The organism is Streptomyces sp. NPDC087310, from assembly GCF_044744405.1.
In the GTDB taxonomy this organism is placed as follows: Bacteria; Actinomycetota; Actinomycetes; order Streptomycetales; family Streptomycetaceae; genus Streptomyces.
In genome coordinates this window covers 188,393-204,914 of record NZ_JBIUYF010000010.1, presented here as the reverse complement: position 1 = coordinate 204,914, position 16,522 = coordinate 188,393, and the positions used below count along the sequence as shown (strand labels likewise).

16 protein-coding genes are annotated in these 16,522 nt (G+C 69.7%); 3 read left to right on the top strand and 13 right to left on the bottom strand.

All coding sequences use genetic code 11. The annotated features are described in order from the left end of the window. Nucleotides 1–19: 19 nt before the first annotated feature. On the bottom strand, nucleotides 20–616 hold the full coding sequence (locus ACIO3P_RS34010; protein WP_401851085.1) for a hypothetical protein: 597 nt from the start codon (nucleotides 614–616) through the stop codon (nucleotides 20–22). Between the two features lie 233 nt (nucleotides 617–849). On the opposite strand from ACIO3P_RS34010, the gene ACIO3P_RS34005 reads away from it, so the two are divergent. From ACIO3P_RS34005 to ACIO3P_RS33995, 3 genes are all read left to right on the top strand, one after another. Further along, nucleotides 850–2,055 carry a sensor histidine kinase gene (locus tag ACIO3P_RS34005; RefSeq protein ID WP_401851741.1) on the top strand — a complete coding sequence of 402 codons (1,206 nt, stop codon included), beginning with the start codon at nucleotides 850–852 and terminating at the stop codon, nucleotides 2,053–2,055. Further along, nucleotides 2,052–2,702: a response regulator gene (locus ACIO3P_RS34000; protein WP_401851087.1), complete on the top strand. Its 651-nt coding sequence runs from the start codon at nucleotides 2,052–2,054 to the stop codon at nucleotides 2,700–2,702. The genes ACIO3P_RS34005 and ACIO3P_RS34000 overlap by 4 nt, the downstream gene beginning before the upstream one ends. 161 nt (nucleotides 2,703–2,863) lie before the next feature. Then, nucleotides 2,864–4,726 (top strand): glycosyl hydrolase family 18 protein, encoded by a 1,863-nt coding sequence (locus tag ACIO3P_RS33995; RefSeq protein WP_401851089.1) that lies wholly within the window; start codon nucleotides 2,864–2,866, stop codon nucleotides 4,724–4,726. Nucleotides 4,727–4,834: 108 nt separating this feature from the next. On the opposite strand, the gene ACIO3P_RS33990 is transcribed toward ACIO3P_RS33995, so the two are convergent. From ACIO3P_RS33990 to glyA, 12 genes are all read right to left on the bottom strand, one after another. Further along, the gene (locus tag ACIO3P_RS33990; protein ID WP_329829499.1) at nucleotides 4,835–5,281 is read right to left on the bottom strand and encodes a DUF2550 domain-containing protein; all 447 of its coding nucleotides are present in this window, start codon (nucleotides 5,279–5,281) and stop codon (nucleotides 4,835–4,837) included. 161 nt (nucleotides 5,282–5,442) lie between these two features. Beyond that, entirely contained in the window at nucleotides 5,443–5,817 is a 375-nt protein-coding gene (locus ACIO3P_RS33985; protein WP_329829498.1) for a F0F1 ATP synthase subunit epsilon, read from the bottom strand. Nucleotides 5,818–5,937: 120 nt separating this feature from the next. Next, nucleotides 5,938–7,392: a F0F1 ATP synthase subunit beta gene (gene atpD, locus ACIO3P_RS33980; RefSeq protein ID WP_329829497.1), complete on the bottom strand. Its 1,455-nt coding sequence runs from the start codon at nucleotides 7,390–7,392 to the stop codon at nucleotides 5,938–5,940. Then, the gene (locus tag ACIO3P_RS33975; RefSeq protein WP_329829496.1) at nucleotides 7,392–8,324 is read right to left on the bottom strand and encodes a F0F1 ATP synthase subunit gamma; all 933 of its coding nucleotides are present in this window, start codon (nucleotides 8,322–8,324) and stop codon (nucleotides 7,392–7,394) included. Before ACIO3P_RS33975 ends, atpD begins: the two co-directional genes overlap by 1 nt. Before the next feature lie 20 nt (nucleotides 8,325–8,344). Then, complete coding sequence (gene atpA / locus ACIO3P_RS33970; protein WP_329829495.1) at nucleotides 8,345–9,940, bottom strand: F0F1 ATP synthase subunit alpha; 1,596 nt, start codon at nucleotides 9,938–9,940, stop codon at nucleotides 8,345–8,347. A gap of 157 nt (nucleotides 9,941–10,097) precedes the next feature. Continuing rightward, entirely contained in the window at nucleotides 10,098–10,913 is an 816-nt protein-coding gene (locus ACIO3P_RS33965) for a F0F1 ATP synthase subunit delta (protein WP_329829706.1), read from the bottom strand. Between the two features lie 2 nt (nucleotides 10,914–10,915). Beyond that, nucleotides 10,916–11,470: a F0F1 ATP synthase subunit B gene (locus tag ACIO3P_RS33960; protein WP_329829494.1), complete on the bottom strand. Its 555-nt coding sequence runs from the start codon at nucleotides 11,468–11,470 to the stop codon at nucleotides 10,916–10,918. 43 nt (nucleotides 11,471–11,513) lie between these two features. Next, nucleotides 11,514–11,747, bottom strand: coding sequence for an ATP synthase F0 subunit C (gene atpE, locus ACIO3P_RS33955; protein ID WP_329829493.1), 234 nt, complete (start codon nucleotides 11,745–11,747; stop codon nucleotides 11,514–11,516). 76 nt (nucleotides 11,748–11,823) lie between these two features. After that, nucleotides 11,824–12,660, bottom strand: a complete 837-nt coding sequence (gene atpB, locus ACIO3P_RS33950) for a F0F1 ATP synthase subunit A (protein WP_329829705.1) — start codon at nucleotides 12,658–12,660, stop codon at nucleotides 11,824–11,826. 210 nt (nucleotides 12,661–12,870) lie between these two features. Then, nucleotides 12,871–13,308 (bottom strand): hypothetical protein, encoded by a 438-nt coding sequence (locus ACIO3P_RS33945; RefSeq protein WP_329829492.1) that lies wholly within the window; start codon nucleotides 13,306–13,308, stop codon nucleotides 12,871–12,873. 273 nt (nucleotides 13,309–13,581) lie between these two features. Beyond that, entirely contained in the window at nucleotides 13,582–14,976 is a 1,395-nt protein-coding gene (locus ACIO3P_RS33940; protein ID WP_329829491.1) for an MraY family glycosyltransferase, read from the bottom strand. 145 nt (nucleotides 14,977–15,121) lie between these two features. Beyond that, a complete protein-coding gene (glyA, locus tag ACIO3P_RS33935; RefSeq protein WP_329829490.1) occupies nucleotides 15,122–16,432 on the bottom strand; it encodes a serine hydroxymethyltransferase in 1,311 nt (436 codons plus the stop codon). Nucleotides 16,433–16,522 lie beyond the last annotated feature (90 nt).

Here is a 16,522-nt window from a genome sequence, read left to right as displayed (position 1 = left end):
GCCGCCCGGGCGGGGCGGATCAGCGCTTCGTCAGCCGCCCGGGACGCTCCACCCGGGTGGGGACGGCGGTTCCCGCCTGCTCGGCCGGGGGCTTCTTCGGCCAGAGCGCGTACGTCAGGGCGATCACCCCGTGGATCCCGGCGACCCGCGCCGCCGTGAGCTGCCAGGCGGTCAGGGATCCGGTGTCGTTCGCGTCGCCCACGTACACGACGGCGAGCTGGAGCAGCCCGGCGGCGACCGCGGCGCCGAGCAGCGTACGCAGCCACAGCTTGGCCTCGTGGCGGGCGCGGGCGGCGCCGTAGCGCGGCGGCTTCGGCGGGGGCGGGGCGCCGGCGAGGCGGTGGGCGGCGTGGCCGTCGAGCCAGGTGATCGTGTAGTGGCCGTAGGCGACGGTGTAGCCGATGTAGAGCGCCGCGAGACCGTGTTTCCAGTCCGGCTCCGCACCGTTCCTGAGGTCGACGGCCGTGACGACCAGCAGCACGACCTCCAGCAGCGGCTCCAGCAGCAGGACCCCCGCGCCCAGGCGCCGCATCCCCGCCAGGTAGCGCAGCGCGAGACCGGCGGCCAGCAGCGCCCAGAAGCCGACCTCGCAGATGATGATCAGGGTGACGATCACGCGATCTCTCCTCTCTCTCCCTCCCAGCCTCCCGGCGCGGCCGGCGCCCCGCGTCGTCTCCGGTGACGAGAGGCGACTGCATCCTTCGGTGTACGTCGTTGTGTCGCGGGCTCGGCCGGTGTGTGGAGGACTGCGCGCGACGGGCGGTGTTGGATGGAGGGGTGATCGCCTCCCGCCTCGGCTCCCCCGGCCCGCGCACGCCGCGCGGCGTCCGGCCGCACCGTCATGACGTGATGATCGCCGCGGCCGGGCTCTGCGGCGGTCTCGTCCTGTGGGGCGTCGGTCTCGGCATGCGCACGGCGCAGGTGCTGCTGCTCGGGGCGTGGGTGCTGCTGCCGATGGTGGTGATGGCCGGGACGGAGCTGCTGCGCAGGACCGCGCCGCGCACCGCGCTGATCGTGGGTACGGTCGCCCTGATCGCGGACCAGTTCACCACGGGCAGTGTGGCGACGGTGCTGATGTACACGGACGTCATGTACGCGGCCGTGCTGTACGGGACCCCGGCCTCCGCCCGCCGTATCCCCCGGATCACCGGGTTCATCACGGTCGCGATGACCGTCGGGTTCTCCGCCTGGCTCCAGACGGTGGAGTCGCTGCTGATCGGGCTGGCCACCGGTCTGGTCGCCTTCGGCCCCGCCACCACGGGCGCCCTCGTACGCAACCACCGCGACGCCGCCGAGGCGGCCCGGCTCCGGGCGCGGCAGACCGCGCTGCTGGCGGAGATCGACCGGACGCAGGCGGTGACCGCCGAGCGTTCGCGGATGGCCCGCGAACTGCACGACATGGTCGCCAACCACCTCTCGGCGATCGCCATCCACTCGACGGCCGCGCTCTCGCTCGACGACGAGCGCACGAGCCGGGACGCTCTCGGCGTCATCCGGGAGAACAGCGTCGCGGGGCTCGCCGAGATGCGCCGGCTGATCGGGCTGCTGCGGGAGGGCGACACGGAGCGGGAACCGGCCGCCGCGCCGACGCTGGAGGCGCTGGACACCCTGGTGGACCAGGCCCGTACGAACGGCGCCTCCAGCGGGCTCGGCTTCACCCTGACCGACCGGCGCGCCACCGCGGCGGCGCAGGGCGCGGGCCCCGGTGGCGCGCTGCCCGCGCCGGTGGAGCTGGCCGCGTACCGCATCGTCCAGGAGTCGCTGACCAACGCGCTCAAGCACGCGGTGCCGGGCACGGTCGCCGTCGAGCTGGGGCTCACGGACCGCACGCTGGACGTACGGGTCACCAGCCCGTTCGGTGACCGGCCGGGGCCGCGCGCCCCCGGGTCCGGCGCCGGTCTGGTGGGGATGCGCGAGCGGATCGCGCTGCTGGACGGGGTGTTCGAGGCGGGCCCGGTCGCCTCCACCGGCGGGGCGGGCCGGGTCTGGGTGGTACGGGCGGAATTGCCGGTCGGAGCCGCGGCGCCGGCCGGGGAAGGGGACGGTACGCGATGACGATCCGGGTTCTGGTCGCCGAGGACCAGTCGGCGGTACGGGCGGGGCTGGTGCTGATCCTGCGCAGCGCGCCCGACATCGAGGTCGTCGGGGAGGCCGCGGACGGCGAGCGCGCGGTCGCGCTGGCGCGGGAGCTGCGCCCCGATCTGGTGCTGATGGATGTGCAGATGCCGCGCCTCGACGGGGTGTCGGCGACGCGGCTGGTGGTCGCTGAGGGGCTGGCGGACGTTCTCGTCCTGACCACGTTCGACCTGGACGAGTACGTCTTCGGGGCGCTGCGCGCGGGCGCCTCCGGCTTCCTGCTGAAGAACGCCGAGGCGGCGGAGTTGCTCACGGCGGTACGGACGGTGGCGCGCGGCGAGGGTCTGATCGCCCCGTCGGTGACCCGGCGGCTGATCGCGGAGTTCGCGGCGCCGCGGCCGGTGCGGACGGCCGGCGGGCCCGATGCCGCGGTCCTGGACGTGCTGACCCGCCGGGAGCGCGAGGTGCTCTCCCGGCTGGGCGAGGGGCTGTCGAACGCGGAGATCGCGGTGCGGCTCGACATGGCGGAGGCCACGGTGAAGACGCATGTGAGCCGGGTGCTCGGCAAGCTGGAGCTGCGCAGCCGGGTGCAGGCGGCCGTACTCGCCCAGGAGTTGGGCGTCTGACGTCCCGTCACCGAGGGGTTCGGGTCAGGCCCCGGCTTTGGTCTGGACCTATTGACGATTGGTCCAGACCTTCCTACTCTCACCGCACACACACTGCGGTGAGCCTCGCAGCGTGGACGCAACGCCGGTACGTACTCCGGTACTCACCCGAGGAGCGCGCCTTGACCACCCGACCCGTCCCCCACCCCCGCAGACGCAGACCCGGATCCCGCACCGTCGCGGCCCTGACCGCCCTGCTGCTCCCCCTCGCCGCCCTCGTCGGGCTGGCCACCCCCGCCCAGGCCGCCACCTCCGCCACCGCCACGTACACCAAGGTCTCCGACTGGGGTACGGGCTTCGAGGGCAAGTGGACGGTGAAGAACACCGGCACCACCGCCCTCGACTCCTGGACGGTGGAGTGGGACTTCCCCTCCGGCACCGCCGTCACCTCGGGCTGGGACGCCGACATCACCGGCTCGGGCACCCACTGGACCGCGAAGAACAAGTCCTGGAACGGCACGCTCGCCGCCGGTGCCTCGATCAGCTTCGGCTTCAACGGCAGCGGCGCCGGCGCGCCCTCCGGCTGCAAGCTCAACGGCGCCTCCTGCGACGGCGGTCCGGGCGTCCCGGGCGACAACCCGCCCTCCGCGCCCGGCACCCCGACCGCGAGCGACATCACCAACACCTCGGTCAAGCTGAGCTGGAGCGCGGCCACCGACGACAAGGGCGTCAAGAACTACGACGTGCTGCGCGGCGGCACCAAGGTCGCCACCGTCACCGGCACCACGTACACGGACACCGGGCTGAGCGCGGGCACGGACTACTCGTACACCGTCCAGGCGCGCGACACCGCCGACCGGACGGGCCCGGTCAGCGGCGCCCGCGCGGTCCGTACGACCGGCTCCACCGATCCGGGCACACCCGGTCCCGGCGCCAAGGTCAAGCTCGGCTACTTCACCGAGTGGGGCGTCTACGGGCGGAACTACCACGTCAAGAACCTGGTGACCTCGGGGTCCGCGTCGAAGATCACCCACATCAACTACTCGTTCGGCAATGTCACCGGCGGCAAGTGCACCATGGGCGACAGCTACGCCGCGATCGAGCGGGCGTACACCGCCGACCAGTCCGTCGACGGTGTCGCCGACACGTGGGACCAGCCGCTGCGCGGCAACTTCAACCAACTGCGCAAGCTCAAGGCCAAGAACCCGAACATCAAGGTGCTGTGGTCCTTCGGCGGCTGGACCTGGTCCGGCGGCTTCGGCCAGGCCATGCAGAACCCGGCCGCCTTCGCGCAGTCCTGTTACGACCTGGTGGAGGACCCGCGCTGGGCCGATGTCTTCGACGGCATCGACCTGGACTGGGAGTACCCCAACGCGTGCGGCCTGTCCTGCGACACCAGCGGCCCTGCCGTGTTCAAGAACATGATGCAGGCGATGCGCGCCAAGTTCGGCGCGAACAACCTGGTCACGGCGGCCGTCACGGCGGACGCCTCGGCCGGCGGAAAGATCGACAGCGTGGACTACGCGGGCGCCGCACCGTACATGGACTGGTTCAACGTCATGACGTACGACTTCTTCGGCGCCTTCTCCGCCCAGGGCCCGACGGCCCCGCACTCCCCGCTCACCTCGTACCCGGGCATCCCGAAGGCGGGCTTCAACTCCGCCGAGGCGATCGCCAAGTTCAAGGCGCAGGGCGTACCGGCCAAGAAGCTGCTCCTCGGCATCGGCTTCTACGGACGCGGCTGGACCGGCGTCACCCAGTCCGCCCCCGGCGGTACGGCGACCGGGGCCGCGCCCGGCACGTACGAGGCGGGCATCGAGGACTACAAGGTCCTGAAGAACACCTGCCCGGCGACCGGCACGGTCGGCGGCACGGCGTACGCGCACTGCGGCACCAACTGGTGGAGCTACGACACCCCGGCGACGATCGCGTCCAAGATGGCGTGGGCCAACCAGCAGAGCCTGGGCGGCGCGTTCTTCTGGGACTTCACCGGTGACACCACCAACGGCGAACTGGTGACGGCGATCAACAGCGGTCTCGGCTAGCCGCTCGCTCGCTGGTACGACGGAGGGGCGGCGCCGCGGAAGCGGTGCCGCCCCTCTCCTGTGCGCCGATGAAGGCGGTGCGAGGCAGTGTGAAACGGTGTGCTGGGCTCAGGCGACGTTCACACGCTGTCCCGGAGGCGCCGCCTCCAGCCAGGCCAGAAAGCCCGTGAGCGCGTCGTCGCTCATCGCCAGCTCCACCTTGACCCCGTGGTGCGTACAGCCCAGGATCACCGCGTCGGAGAGGAGCGCCAGCTCCTCCTCGCCCTCGGGGGCGCGGCGGGCCAGCACCTCGATCGCGGAACGCTCCAGCGTACGGCGGGGGCGCGGCGCGTACGAGAAGACCCGGAACCAGTTGATCCGGTCGCTGTTGTAGCGGGCGACCCCGTACACCCAGCCCTTGCCGGAGAGATCCGGCTCCTCGGGGACGTTCCACCGCAGACTGCAGTCGAACGTGCCACCGGAGCGCTGGATCAGCCGCCGGCGCAGGCCGAAGACGAAGAGCCCCACCGCAACCAGTACGACGACCAGTCCGCAGACAAGCAGAGCGAGGACCATCAACACCGACCTCCTCGCCTCATCCAGTCAACCGGAACAGGAACCGCATACCGCTGTACCGCACCCGCATCTGTACCGCACCCGCATCGCCTCAGCCGCGACCCGGTCCGGAAGGGTCCGGAACGAGCCGCGGCTGAGGGTGAATCCGTTGCGACGCCGCGCTAACGCGCCGCCACCGCACGCAGCCGGACGGCGGCGCGACGCTCGGCGGCGTCGTCCTCACCCGACTTCGCGCGCTCCAGCGCGTGCTCGGCGCGCTGGGTGTCGATCTCGTCCGCCAGCTCGGCGATCTCCGCGAGCAGCGAGAGCTTGTTGTCGGCGAACGACAGGAAACCGCCGTGGACAGCCGCCACGACCGTTCCGCCGTCACTCGTACGAATGGTCACCGGGCCCGACTCCAGCACACCGAGCAGCGGCTGGTGTCCGGGCATGACGCCGATGTCGCCGGAGGTGGTACGCGCGACGACCAGCGTGGCCTCGCCGGACCAGACACTGCGGTCCGCGGCGACCAGCTCGACATGCAGCTCAGCAGCCATGGGTGGCTCCTCGGGTCACCACCCGGCGGTGTCGCCGGGTGTTGGCTTCAATTCTATGGGGTGTCGATGACGGCGATCGGAGGGGGGCGGGAAACCCGCCCCCCTCCCTGAACCGGAGGCTCAGGAGACGCCGAGTTCCTTGGCCTTGGCCTTCAGGTCGTCCAGGCCACCGCACATGAAGAACGCCTGCTCGGGGAAGTGGTCGTACTCCCCTTCGCAGATCGCGTTGAACGCGGCGATCGACTCGTCGAGCGGCACGTCGGAACCGTCCAGGCCGGTGAACTGCTTGGCGGCGTGGGTGTTCTGCGACAGGAAGCGCTCGACGCGACGGGCACGGTGGACAACGAGCTTGTCCTCCTCGCCCAGCTCGTCGATACCGAGGATCGCGATGATGTCCTGGAGGTCCTTGTTCTTCTGCAGGATCCCCTTGACGCGGCTGGCCGCGTCGTAGTGCTCCTGCGAGATGTACCGCGGGTCCAGGATGCGGGACGTCGAGTCCAGCGGGTCCACCGCCGGGTAGATGCCCTTCTCCGAGATCGGACGCGACAGCACGGTCGTCGCGTCGAGGTGCGCGAAGGTCGTGGCCGGGGCCGGGTCGGTCAGGTCGTCCGCGGGCACGTAGATCGCCTGCATCGAGGTGATCGAGTGACCACGGGTCGACGTGATGCGCTCCTGGAGCACACCCATCTCGTCCGCCAGGGTCGGCTGGTACCCCACCGCGGACGGCATACGGCCGAGCAGCGTGGAGACCTCGGAACCGGCCTGGGTGAAGCGGAAGATGTTGTCGATGAAGAGCAGCACGTCCTGCTTCTGCACATCGCGGAAGTACTCCGCCATGGTCAGCGCGGAGAGCGCCACCCGCAGACGCGTGCCCGGCGGCTCGTCCATCTGGCCGAAGACCAGCGCGGTCTTGTCCAGCACGCCCGACTCGGTCATCTCGTCGATGAGGTCGTTGCCCTCACGGGTGCGCTCACCGACACCGGCGAACACGGAAACACCGTCGTGCAGCTTGGCCACACGCATGATCATTTCCTGGATGAGGACCGTCTTGCCGACGCCCGCACCACCGAACAGACCGATCTTGCCGCCCTTGACGTACGGGGTCAGCAGGTCGACGACCTTCAGGCCGGTCTCGAACATCTCGGTCTTGGACTCGAGCTGGTCGAAGGCCGGGGCCTTGCGGTGGATCGGCCAGCGCTCCGTGACCTGGGCCTCGGCCTCGTCGTCGTTCAGGATCTGGCCGAGGGTGTTGAACACCTTGCCCTTGGTGATGTCACCGACGGGCACGGTGATGCCGTTGCCCGTGTCGGTCACCGGGGCCTGGCGGACCAGACCGTCGGTCGGCTGCATCGAGACCGCGCGCACCACGCCTTCGCCCAGGTGCTGGGCGACTTCGAGGGTCAGGGTCTTGAGCTTGCCGTCCTCGGCCGGGTCGGCCACCTCGACGTGCAGCGCGTTGTAGATCTCCGGCATCGCGTCGACGGGGAACTCCACGTCGACGACCGGGCCGATGACCCGGGACACGCGGCCTGCGGCCGTGCTCCCCGGGGTGGCCGCCTCAACTGTGGTCGTCATTAATTTTCACTCCCCGCGGTCGCGTCGGCCAGGGCGCTCGCGCCACCGACGATCTCGCTGATTTCCTGGGTGATTTCGGCCTGGCGGGCCGCGTTGGCAGACCGGGAAAGGCTCTTGATGAGATCCCCGGCGTTGTCGGTCGCCGACTTCATCGCGCGGCGGGTGGCAGCGTGCTTGGAAGCGGCGGCCTGGAGCAGCGCGTTGTAGATACGGCTCTCGACGTAGCGCGGCAGCAGGGCGTCGAGGACGTCCTCCGCCGACGGCTCGAAGTCGAACAGCGGAAGGACCTCGCCACCCCGCTTGAGGACCTCGGCGGACTCCTCCGCGGTGCTCGGGGTGAGCGCCAGCGGCAGCAGCCGGTCCTCGATCGGGGTCTGCGTCATCATCGAGATGAACTCGGTGAAGACGATGTGGATCTCGTCCACCCCACCGTGCGTGGTGTCCTTGGTGATCGCCTCGATGAGCGGGGCGGCCACCGCCTTCGCGTCGGCGTAGGTGGGGTTGTCCGTGAAGCCCGTCCACGAGTCCTCGACCGGACGCTCACGGAAGCCGAAGTACGAGACTCCCTTGCGACCCACGATGTAGGTCACGACGTCCTTGCGCTCACTGCTGAGCCGGCTCGTCAGACGCTCGGCCGCCTTGATCGCGTTCGAGGAGTAGCCGCCGGCCAGTCCGCGGTCGCTCGTGATGAGCAGGACCGCGGCCCGGGTCGGCCGCTCGACCTCGGTGGTCAAGGGGTGCTTGGTCGTGGAGCCGGTCGCCACCGCGGTCACCGCGCGGGTGAGCTCGGTCGCGTACGGCGTCGATGCCGCCACCTGGCGCTGCGCCTTGACGATGCGCGAGGCGGCGATCATCTCCATCGCCTTGGTGATCTTCTTGGTCGCGGTGACGGATTTGATGCGACGCTTGTAGACCCGGAGCTGGGCTCCCATGAGTCAGGTCCCTTCCGTCGTCACTTGGAGACGTTGACGGCCGGCGCGTCGTCGCCGAGGAGCTGCCCGTCCGAGGTCTCGAACTGCCGCTTGAAGGCGGCGATGGCGTCCCCGACCGACTGCAGCGTGTCGTCGGACATCTTGCCGCCCTCGGCGATGCTGGTCAGCAGCTCCTTGCGCTCGCGGCGCAGGTGCTCCAGCAGCTCGCTCTCGAAGCGGCGGATGTCCTCGACCGGTACGTCGTCCATCTTGCCGGTGGTGCCGGCCCAGACGGAGACGACCTGCTCCTCCATCGGGTACGGCGCGTACTGGGGCTGCTTCAGCAGCTCGACCATGCGCTTGCCGCGCTCCAGCGAAGCCTTGGAGGCCGCGTCCAGGTCAGAACCGAAGGACGCGAACGCCTCCAGCTCACGGTACTGGGCGAGGTCCACACGGAGCCGGCCGGAAACCTGCTTCATGGCCTTGTGCTGGGCGGAGCCACCGACACGCGAGACCGAGATACCGACGTTCAGCGCGGGCCGCTGGCCGGCGTTGAACAGGTCGGACTCCAGGAAGCACTGGCCGTCGGTGATGGAGATGACGTTGGTCGGGATGAACGCGGAGACGTCGTTGGCCTTCGTCTCGACGATCGGCAGACCCGTCATCGAACCGGCGCCCAGCTCGTCGGAGAGCTTGGCGCAGCGCTCCAGCAGACGCGAGTGCAGGTAGAAGACGTCACCCGGGTACGCCTCACGGCCCGGCGGGCGGCGCAGCAGCAGGGACACGGCGCGGTAGGCGTCGGCCTGCTTCGAGAGGTCGTCGAAGATGATGAGGACGTGCTTGCCCTCGTACATCCAGTGCTGGCCGATGGCCGAACCGGTGTACGGCGCCAGGTACTTGAAGCCGGCCGGGTCGGACGCGGGGGCGGCGACGATGGTCGTGTACTCCAGCGCACCGGCCTCCTCCAGCGCACCGCGTACGGACGCGATGGTGGAGCCCTTCTGGCCGATGGCGACATAGATGCAGCGGACCTGCTTCTTCGTGTCGCCGGAGCGCCAGTTGTCACGCTGGTTGATGATCGTGTCGACGGCCAGGGCGGTCTTGCCGGTCTGGCGGTCGCCGATGATGAGCTGACGCTGGCCGCGGCCGATCGGCACCATGGCGTCGACAGCCTTGTAGCCGGTCTGCATCGGCTCGTGGACCGACTTGCGGACCATGACGCCGGGGGCCTGCAGTTCGAGGGCGCGGCGGCCCTCGGTCGCGATCTCGCCGAGACCGTCGATCGGGTTGCCGAGGGGGTCGACGACGCGACCCAGGTAACCCTCGCCGACCGCTACGGACAGGACCTCGCCGGTACGGGTGACCGGCTGTCCCTCCTCGACACCGCTGAACTCACCGAGGACGATCGCACCGATCTCGCGCTCCTCAAGGTTGAGGGCGAGACCGAGGGTGCCGTCCTCGAACTTCAGCAGCTCGTTCGCCATGGCCGAGGGCAGTCCCTCGATCTTGGCGATACCGTCGCCGGCCACGCTGACCGTACCGACCTCCTCGCGCGAGGCCGCGTCCGGCTTGTACGACTGGACAAAGTTCTCCAGCGCGTCCCGGATCTCCTCCGGCCGGATCGTGAGCTCCGCCATCTGGGTTCCCTGCTCTCCTTGTTGGGCCCGAAGTTTCTTGGGGGTCTGCGTTCTTGCCTCTGGGGGCGACCCCCAGGAATCTTCTGCAATTCTCTGCACGGCCCAACCGGGCCGCTGGTCCTGCTCTGTCGCTCTGTAACTCTGAAGACTGCCGGCGTCAGCCGGCCAGCCGCCGGGTCGCCTCGTCGAGACGCTCCGCGACCGTGCCGTTGACGACCTCGTCGCCGACGCGTACCGACACCCCGCCGAGGACCTCGGGGTCCACGTCGAGGTTCAGATGCATCGGGTGGCCGTACAGCTTGGCCAGGGCCGCGCCGAGGCGCTGCTTCTGTCCTTCGGTGAGCGGCACCGCCGAGGTGACGACGGCGACCATCCGCTCCCGGCGCGCCGCGGCGAGCCGGGAAAGGGTCTGGAGACCCGCTTCCAGGCTACGTCCCCGGGGCTCGGTCACAAGACGCACTACCAGGCGTTCGGTGGCCGGATTGGCCCGGCCGCCGAGCAGGCTGTGCAGCAGTGCGACCTTGGCGGGAACCGTCGCCGACCGGTCCGTGAGCGCGGCGCGCAGCGCGGGGCTGGACTCGACGATCCGGCCGAACCGGAACAGCTCGTCCTCGACGTCGTCCAGACCGCCGGTCCGCTGCGCCTGGGTCAGCTCGGCGAGAGAGGCGAGCTCCTCGACCGAGTCGACCAGGTCACGCGGCTGCGACCAGCGGCTGCGGACCATGCCGGTGACCAGGTCGGCGGTGGGACCGCCCACCTGGCCGCGCAGCAGCGACCCGGCCAGCTCGGCCTTGGACTCGCCGGTCCGCGCCGGGTCGGTCAGGACCCGGCGCAGCGACACCTCGCGCTGGAGCAGCGCGGTGACCGCCGCCAGCTCGTCCGCGAGCTTCGTGACGTCGACCGACGTGGAGTCGGTCAGCGCGTCGAGTCGCTCACGTGCGGCGGACTGCGCCTCGCGGCTCGCTCCGCGCACCGTCATCGGGTGGCCTCGGCCTTCGATGCGCCGTCCTCAAGCTCGTCGAGGAAGCGGTCGATGGTGCGGCTCTGCCGGGCGCTGTCCTCAAGGGACTCGCCGACGAGCTTGCCGGCCAGGTCGGTGGCGAGCTTGCCCACGTCCTGACGGAGCGCGGCGGCCGCGGCCTTGCGATCCGCCTCGATCTGGGCGTGCCCGGCGGCGATGATCTCTTCCCGCTGCCGCTGACCTTCCGCCTTCATCTCCTGGATGATGGCGGTGCCCTGCTCGGTCGCCTCCTGGCGGAGCCGGGCGGCCTCGTGGCGGGCTTCGGCGAGCTGGGCCTTGTACTGCTCCAGGACGCTCTCGGCCTCGGTCTTGGCGGCCTCCGCCTGCTCGATCCCGCCCTCGATGGCCTCGCGGCGCTCGTCCAGAACCTTGTTGATGTTCGGGAGAAGCTTCTTGGCGAGGAAGCCGAGGACGATGACAAAGGCGATCAGGCCGATGACGAGCTCGGGGATCGGCGGGATGAGCGGGTTTTCCGCTCCCTCCGCCGCGAGCTGAACCAGAGGGTTCACATCAGTGCCTTTCGTCTAATAAAGCTGGTGGTCGCGGTTCGTCTTACGGGTAGACGAAGGGCATGACCAGGCCGATGAGGGCCAGCGCCTCACAGAACGCGAAACCGAGGATCTGGTTGGCGCGGATGAGGCCGGCGGCCTCGGGCTGGCGGGCCAGGGCCTGCGTGCCGTTACCGAAGATGATGCCGACGCCGACGCCGGGGCCGATGGCGGCAAGACCGTAACCGACGGAGCTGAGGGAGCCGGTGACGGCGGCAAGGGTCTCAGTGGCAGCCATGCTGATTCTTCCTTCTCTTTCACGGACCGGTGGGGGTTGGCCACCGGACGTCTGCGGGATCTGAAGTGGTGGGCGTTCAGTGGCTCTCGGCGAGCGCGCCCTGGATGAAGCTGCACGTCAGGAGGACGAACACATAGGCCTGGACGGCCTGGATGAAGAGCTCGAAGGCGGTCATCACGAGCACCATCACGAACGAGACACCGGCGTAGGCGATGCCGATCCCGTTCAGCAGATACCAACTGGCGATCGTGAAGAGCAGCAGCAGCGTGTGGCCCGCGAACATGTTGGCGAACAGTCGCACCGCGTGGGTGAACGGCCGGACGAGCAGGTTCGAGAAGAGCTCGATGGTCATCGACAGCGGCAGGACCGCACCGAGCGACTTGTCGTAGCCGGTGAAGTTCTTGAAGGCGCCGACGAAGCCGTGTCGCTTGAAGGTCAGGGAGACCCACGTGACGTAGACGATGGCGGCCAGGCCGGCCGGGTACGCGATGATCGATGTCACCGGGAACTGGGCGAGCGGGATGATCGACCAGAGGTTCATCATCCAGATGAAGAAGAACAGCGAGACGACGAGCGGAACGTACTTCTCGCCTTCCTTCTTGCCGATCGTCTCGTAGACGACGCCGCGCCGGACGAAGTCGTAGCCGGCCTCGGCCACCATCTGGAGCTTGCCCGGGACGACCTTCGGCTTGCGGAAAGCGGCCCAGAAGAAGCCGACGATGATGATCGAGCCGAGCAGCGCCAGCAGCATCGTCTTGTTGAAGTACACGTTGCTGTCCGCGTCGCCGAAGATCGGCTGGAACAGGAACGAGTGCAGGCCGGGTGCCGGAAAGCCACAACCGTCGAAGATGTGGCAGTCGGTCTCGAAGGCGAGCACCTGCGTCGGGTCAGCACTCACCGCGGGCTCCTTCAGCATGGCGCATAGGTACGGCAACCTCGTTGTGTCGGCGCGGCGCGCAGCCGCGGTTCGGCACTGGACTGGTGTGACGGATGTGGGGACGGCGGTCGGGCGTTGAGCCTCGCGTAGGAACAGGCGTCAGCTCGGATGCCCGCGCCCGCAATGCCGCAGTTGGCACCGGACGATAGCAGGATTCCGAACGGGCACTTATCCCGGCCCTACCCCTCACGCCGAGGACCCTGACTTCTCGGCCTTTTCGGCCGTCGAGGACTCGGGTTCGACGTAGAGGATCTTGGCCTTCATGTGCGCACGCGCCTGTGCGGCGATCCAGACGAGGGTCGCCACGACGAGGGTGAAGGCGAACGCCTTCGGCTCGAACAGCGTGGTGTCCTTGAACAGACCCACGAAGATGATCATCAACAGCAGTTGCGCCGTGTAGAGCATCAGGCCCATCGCCTGGAAAAGGTGCGGAAGTGACTTGGCCGTGCGTTCGAGCACCACGAGCCCGATGCCCATGAAAACGATCACCACCACTGCACCGACAGCGGCCCCCAGGGCCCCCTTGCCGCCCGCGACCACGGCACCGACGGCCACGGCGATGGCGCCGACGGCCGCGGTGGGCACGGCGGTGTGAAGGAGGTTCCGGACGTCGTTGGACGGCATGGCGGCAGCTCCGCTGAATGGGTGGGGCAGGTGGTGTCGTCACAGACGAGCGTAGGCCCGGTCCGAGGATGAGTTTCTCGGGCCAACGGACCGTCGCACTACGGTCCTTCGGCTCTGTCGCCGGGTCTCGTGAACAGTATCACAAACTATTTGATGAGGTCTTTACCATGGGGGTGTGCTAACTGTCACACATGAGTGGGAGGCCGCGCGTGTGTGCGCGACAAGACGGTCCCGGTCTGCTATTGGGGCCCGGCGTGGAGAAGGGACGCCCGGTCACTGCCGGGAGCCTGCCTTCCTTCGATCGGGTAGACGCGAACGAGCGCCGAGGGCGGTCGCCCCGTTGACGCCGGCAGGAACGGGCGTACGAACCTCGGCGGCCGGCTCGTGCTCCTGTGCGTGGGCACAGGCCGCCCCGACCGCCGCACCGTCCGCGGTCTCCGTAACGCCCTCCGCGCCTTCCACGCCCTCGACCGCCTCCCGCGCCTCCGCCTCCGTACGCCTGCGGCGCCGGTAGCGCGGCGGTACGAACGCCTGCGCCCACAGCGGCGCACGCGGGGTGAAGCGCGGCAGCAGCAGAAGCACCAGGCCCACCGCGCTCAGCGCCACCACGACCAGCAGGATCCACATCGACGCCGAGTGCACCGAGTACGCGACCACACCGAACGCGATCAGCGCCGACCAGAAGTACATGATCAGCACCGACCTGCTGTGCGAGTGCCCGATCTCCAGCAGCCGGTGGTGCAGGTGGCCGCGGTCGGCGGCGAACGGCGACTTGCCGTTCCAGGTACGGCGTACGACCGCCAGCACCAGGTCAGCGAACGGGATCGCGATGATCGTCAGCGGCAGCAGCAGCGGGATGAAGACCGGCAGCGCCGCGTGGGTGGCCTGGCGGGTGGAGCCCTCGAAGATCTTCAGCGCGTCCGGGTCCACCTGGCCGGTCACCGAGATCGCGCCCGCCGCGAGCACCAGGCCGATCAGCATCGATCCCGAGTCGCCCATGAAGATCCGCGCCGGGTGCATGTTGTGCGGCAGGAACCCCACGCACATGCCCATCAGGATCGCCGCGAAGAGCGTCGCGGGGGCGGCTGCCTCGATGCCGTAGCCGTACCAGATCCGGTACGTGTACAGGAAGAACGCCGCGGCGGCGATGCAGACCATGCCGGCCGCGAGACCGTCGAGACCGTCCACGAAGTTGACCGCGTTGATGGTGATCACCACCAGCGCCACGGTCAGCAGGGTGCCCTGCCACGAGGTCAGCGCGACCGTGCCGACGCCGGGCACCGGGATCCACAGGATCGTCAGACCCTGCATGACCATCACACCCGCGGCGATCATCTGCGCGCCGAGCTTGATCAGGGCGTCGATCTCGAACTTGTCGTCCAGGACGCCGATCAGCCAGATCAGCGCGGCTCCGGAGAGCAGCGCGCGCGGCTCGTTCGACAGCTCGAAGACCCCGTTGAGGTTCTGCAGGTTGTCGGCGACGAGCAGTCCGGCGCACAGGCCGAAGAACATGGCGATGCCGCCGAGCCTCGGCGTCGGTTCTCGGTGCACGTCGCGGGCGCGGATCTCCGGCATCGCTCCGGTCGCGATGGCGAACTTCCGCACCGGCCCGGTCAGCAGATAGGTCACCGCGGCCGTCACGCAGAGCGTCAGCAGGTAATCACGCACGGGCTGCCCCACAGGAATCGCTGGCCATCTCAGCCCCACACACTAGCCCGCGCCGGAGCCCCTGATGGAAACCCGGCTGCCATATGAGCCAGGACATCGAGTGGAGCGGAATGGTTGCACGGCTTCCCCGTACGGAAAGTTCCATTCAGGAAACGGTCGCATACGGCGGGAAACGACCGACCAGCCCCTTCACCGTGTCGCGGAGCGCGCCGAGGGCCTCTGGGGCCCCTTCAGCGTCCTCGCGCAGCGCCGAGGTGATGATGGCTCCGATCCGCTCCATCTCGCCCTCACGCATGCCCTGAGTGGTCACGGCGGCCGTCCCCAGCCGTACGCCGCGCCCGTCCGCGTACGGCAGCGCGCAGGTGTCCACCACCAGGCCCGCCGCCGCGAGCCGCCCGCGCGCGGCTCTGCCGTCCACACCGAGCGGCGCGGGATCGACGATGAGCAGATGGGTGTCCGTGCCGTCCGTGGTGATCCCGAAGCCCCTCTCGGCCAGCGTCTCGGCCAGCGCCCGCGCGTTGGCGACGACCCGGTGCGCGTACGTGGCGTACGCGGGCGTGGCCGCCTCCCCGAAGGCGACGGCCTTGGCGGCGATCGTGTGCATCTGCGCGCCGCCCTGCGTGAACGGGAACACGGCGCGGTCCACACGCTCCGCGTACTCCGCGCCGCACAGGATCATCCCGCCGCGCGGCCCGCGCAGCACCTTGTGCGTCGTCGCGCACACGATGTCCGCGTACGGCACAGGGCTGGGCGCCGCGCCCCCGGCGACCAGCCCGATGGGGTGCGCGGCGTCGGCGATCAGATAGGCACCCACGTCGTCGGCGATCTCTCTGAAGGCCGCGTAGTCGACATGGCGCGGATAGGAGATCGAACCGCAGACCAGCGCCTTGGGGCGGTGCGTCCGGGCCAGATCGCGGACCTGCGCGTAGTCGATGAGCCCGGTCCGCGCGTCGACCCCGTACCCCACGAAGTCGAACCACCGTCCCGAGAAGTTGACGGGAGCGCCGTGCGTGAGGTGGCCGCCGTACGGCAACCCCATGGCGAGGACCGTGTCCCCGGGCCGCAGCAGCGCGGCGTACGCCGCGAGCACGGCGGACGACCCGGAGTGCGGCTGTACGTTGGCGTGCTCGGCCCCGAACAGCGCCCTGGCCCGCGCGACGGCGACCCGCTCGGCGGCGTCCACCAGCTCGCAGCCGCCGTGGTGACGGGCGCCGGGATAGCCCTCGGCGTACTTGTTGGCGAGCGGGGAGCCGAGGGCCGCGAGCACGGCGGGCGAGGTGAAGTTCTCGGCGGCGATGAGCTGCAGGCTGTCGGCCTGGCGGCGCGCCTCGCCGAGAATGATCTCGGCCATCTCGGGATCCTGCCGCCGCAGCGCGTCCAGCGCCGCTTCCGGCGCGCTCCGTGTCGCGTGGGGGCCCGCGTGAGGCTCCGTGTGGGGTTCGATGACGACCGGCATGACGGGCTCCGGGCCTCGGTGGGGCGTGACGCTTTCCAATGTAGGTCGCGGCAGCCCGGCCCGCCCGGCGCCAAGTCCTCCGCCCGCCTC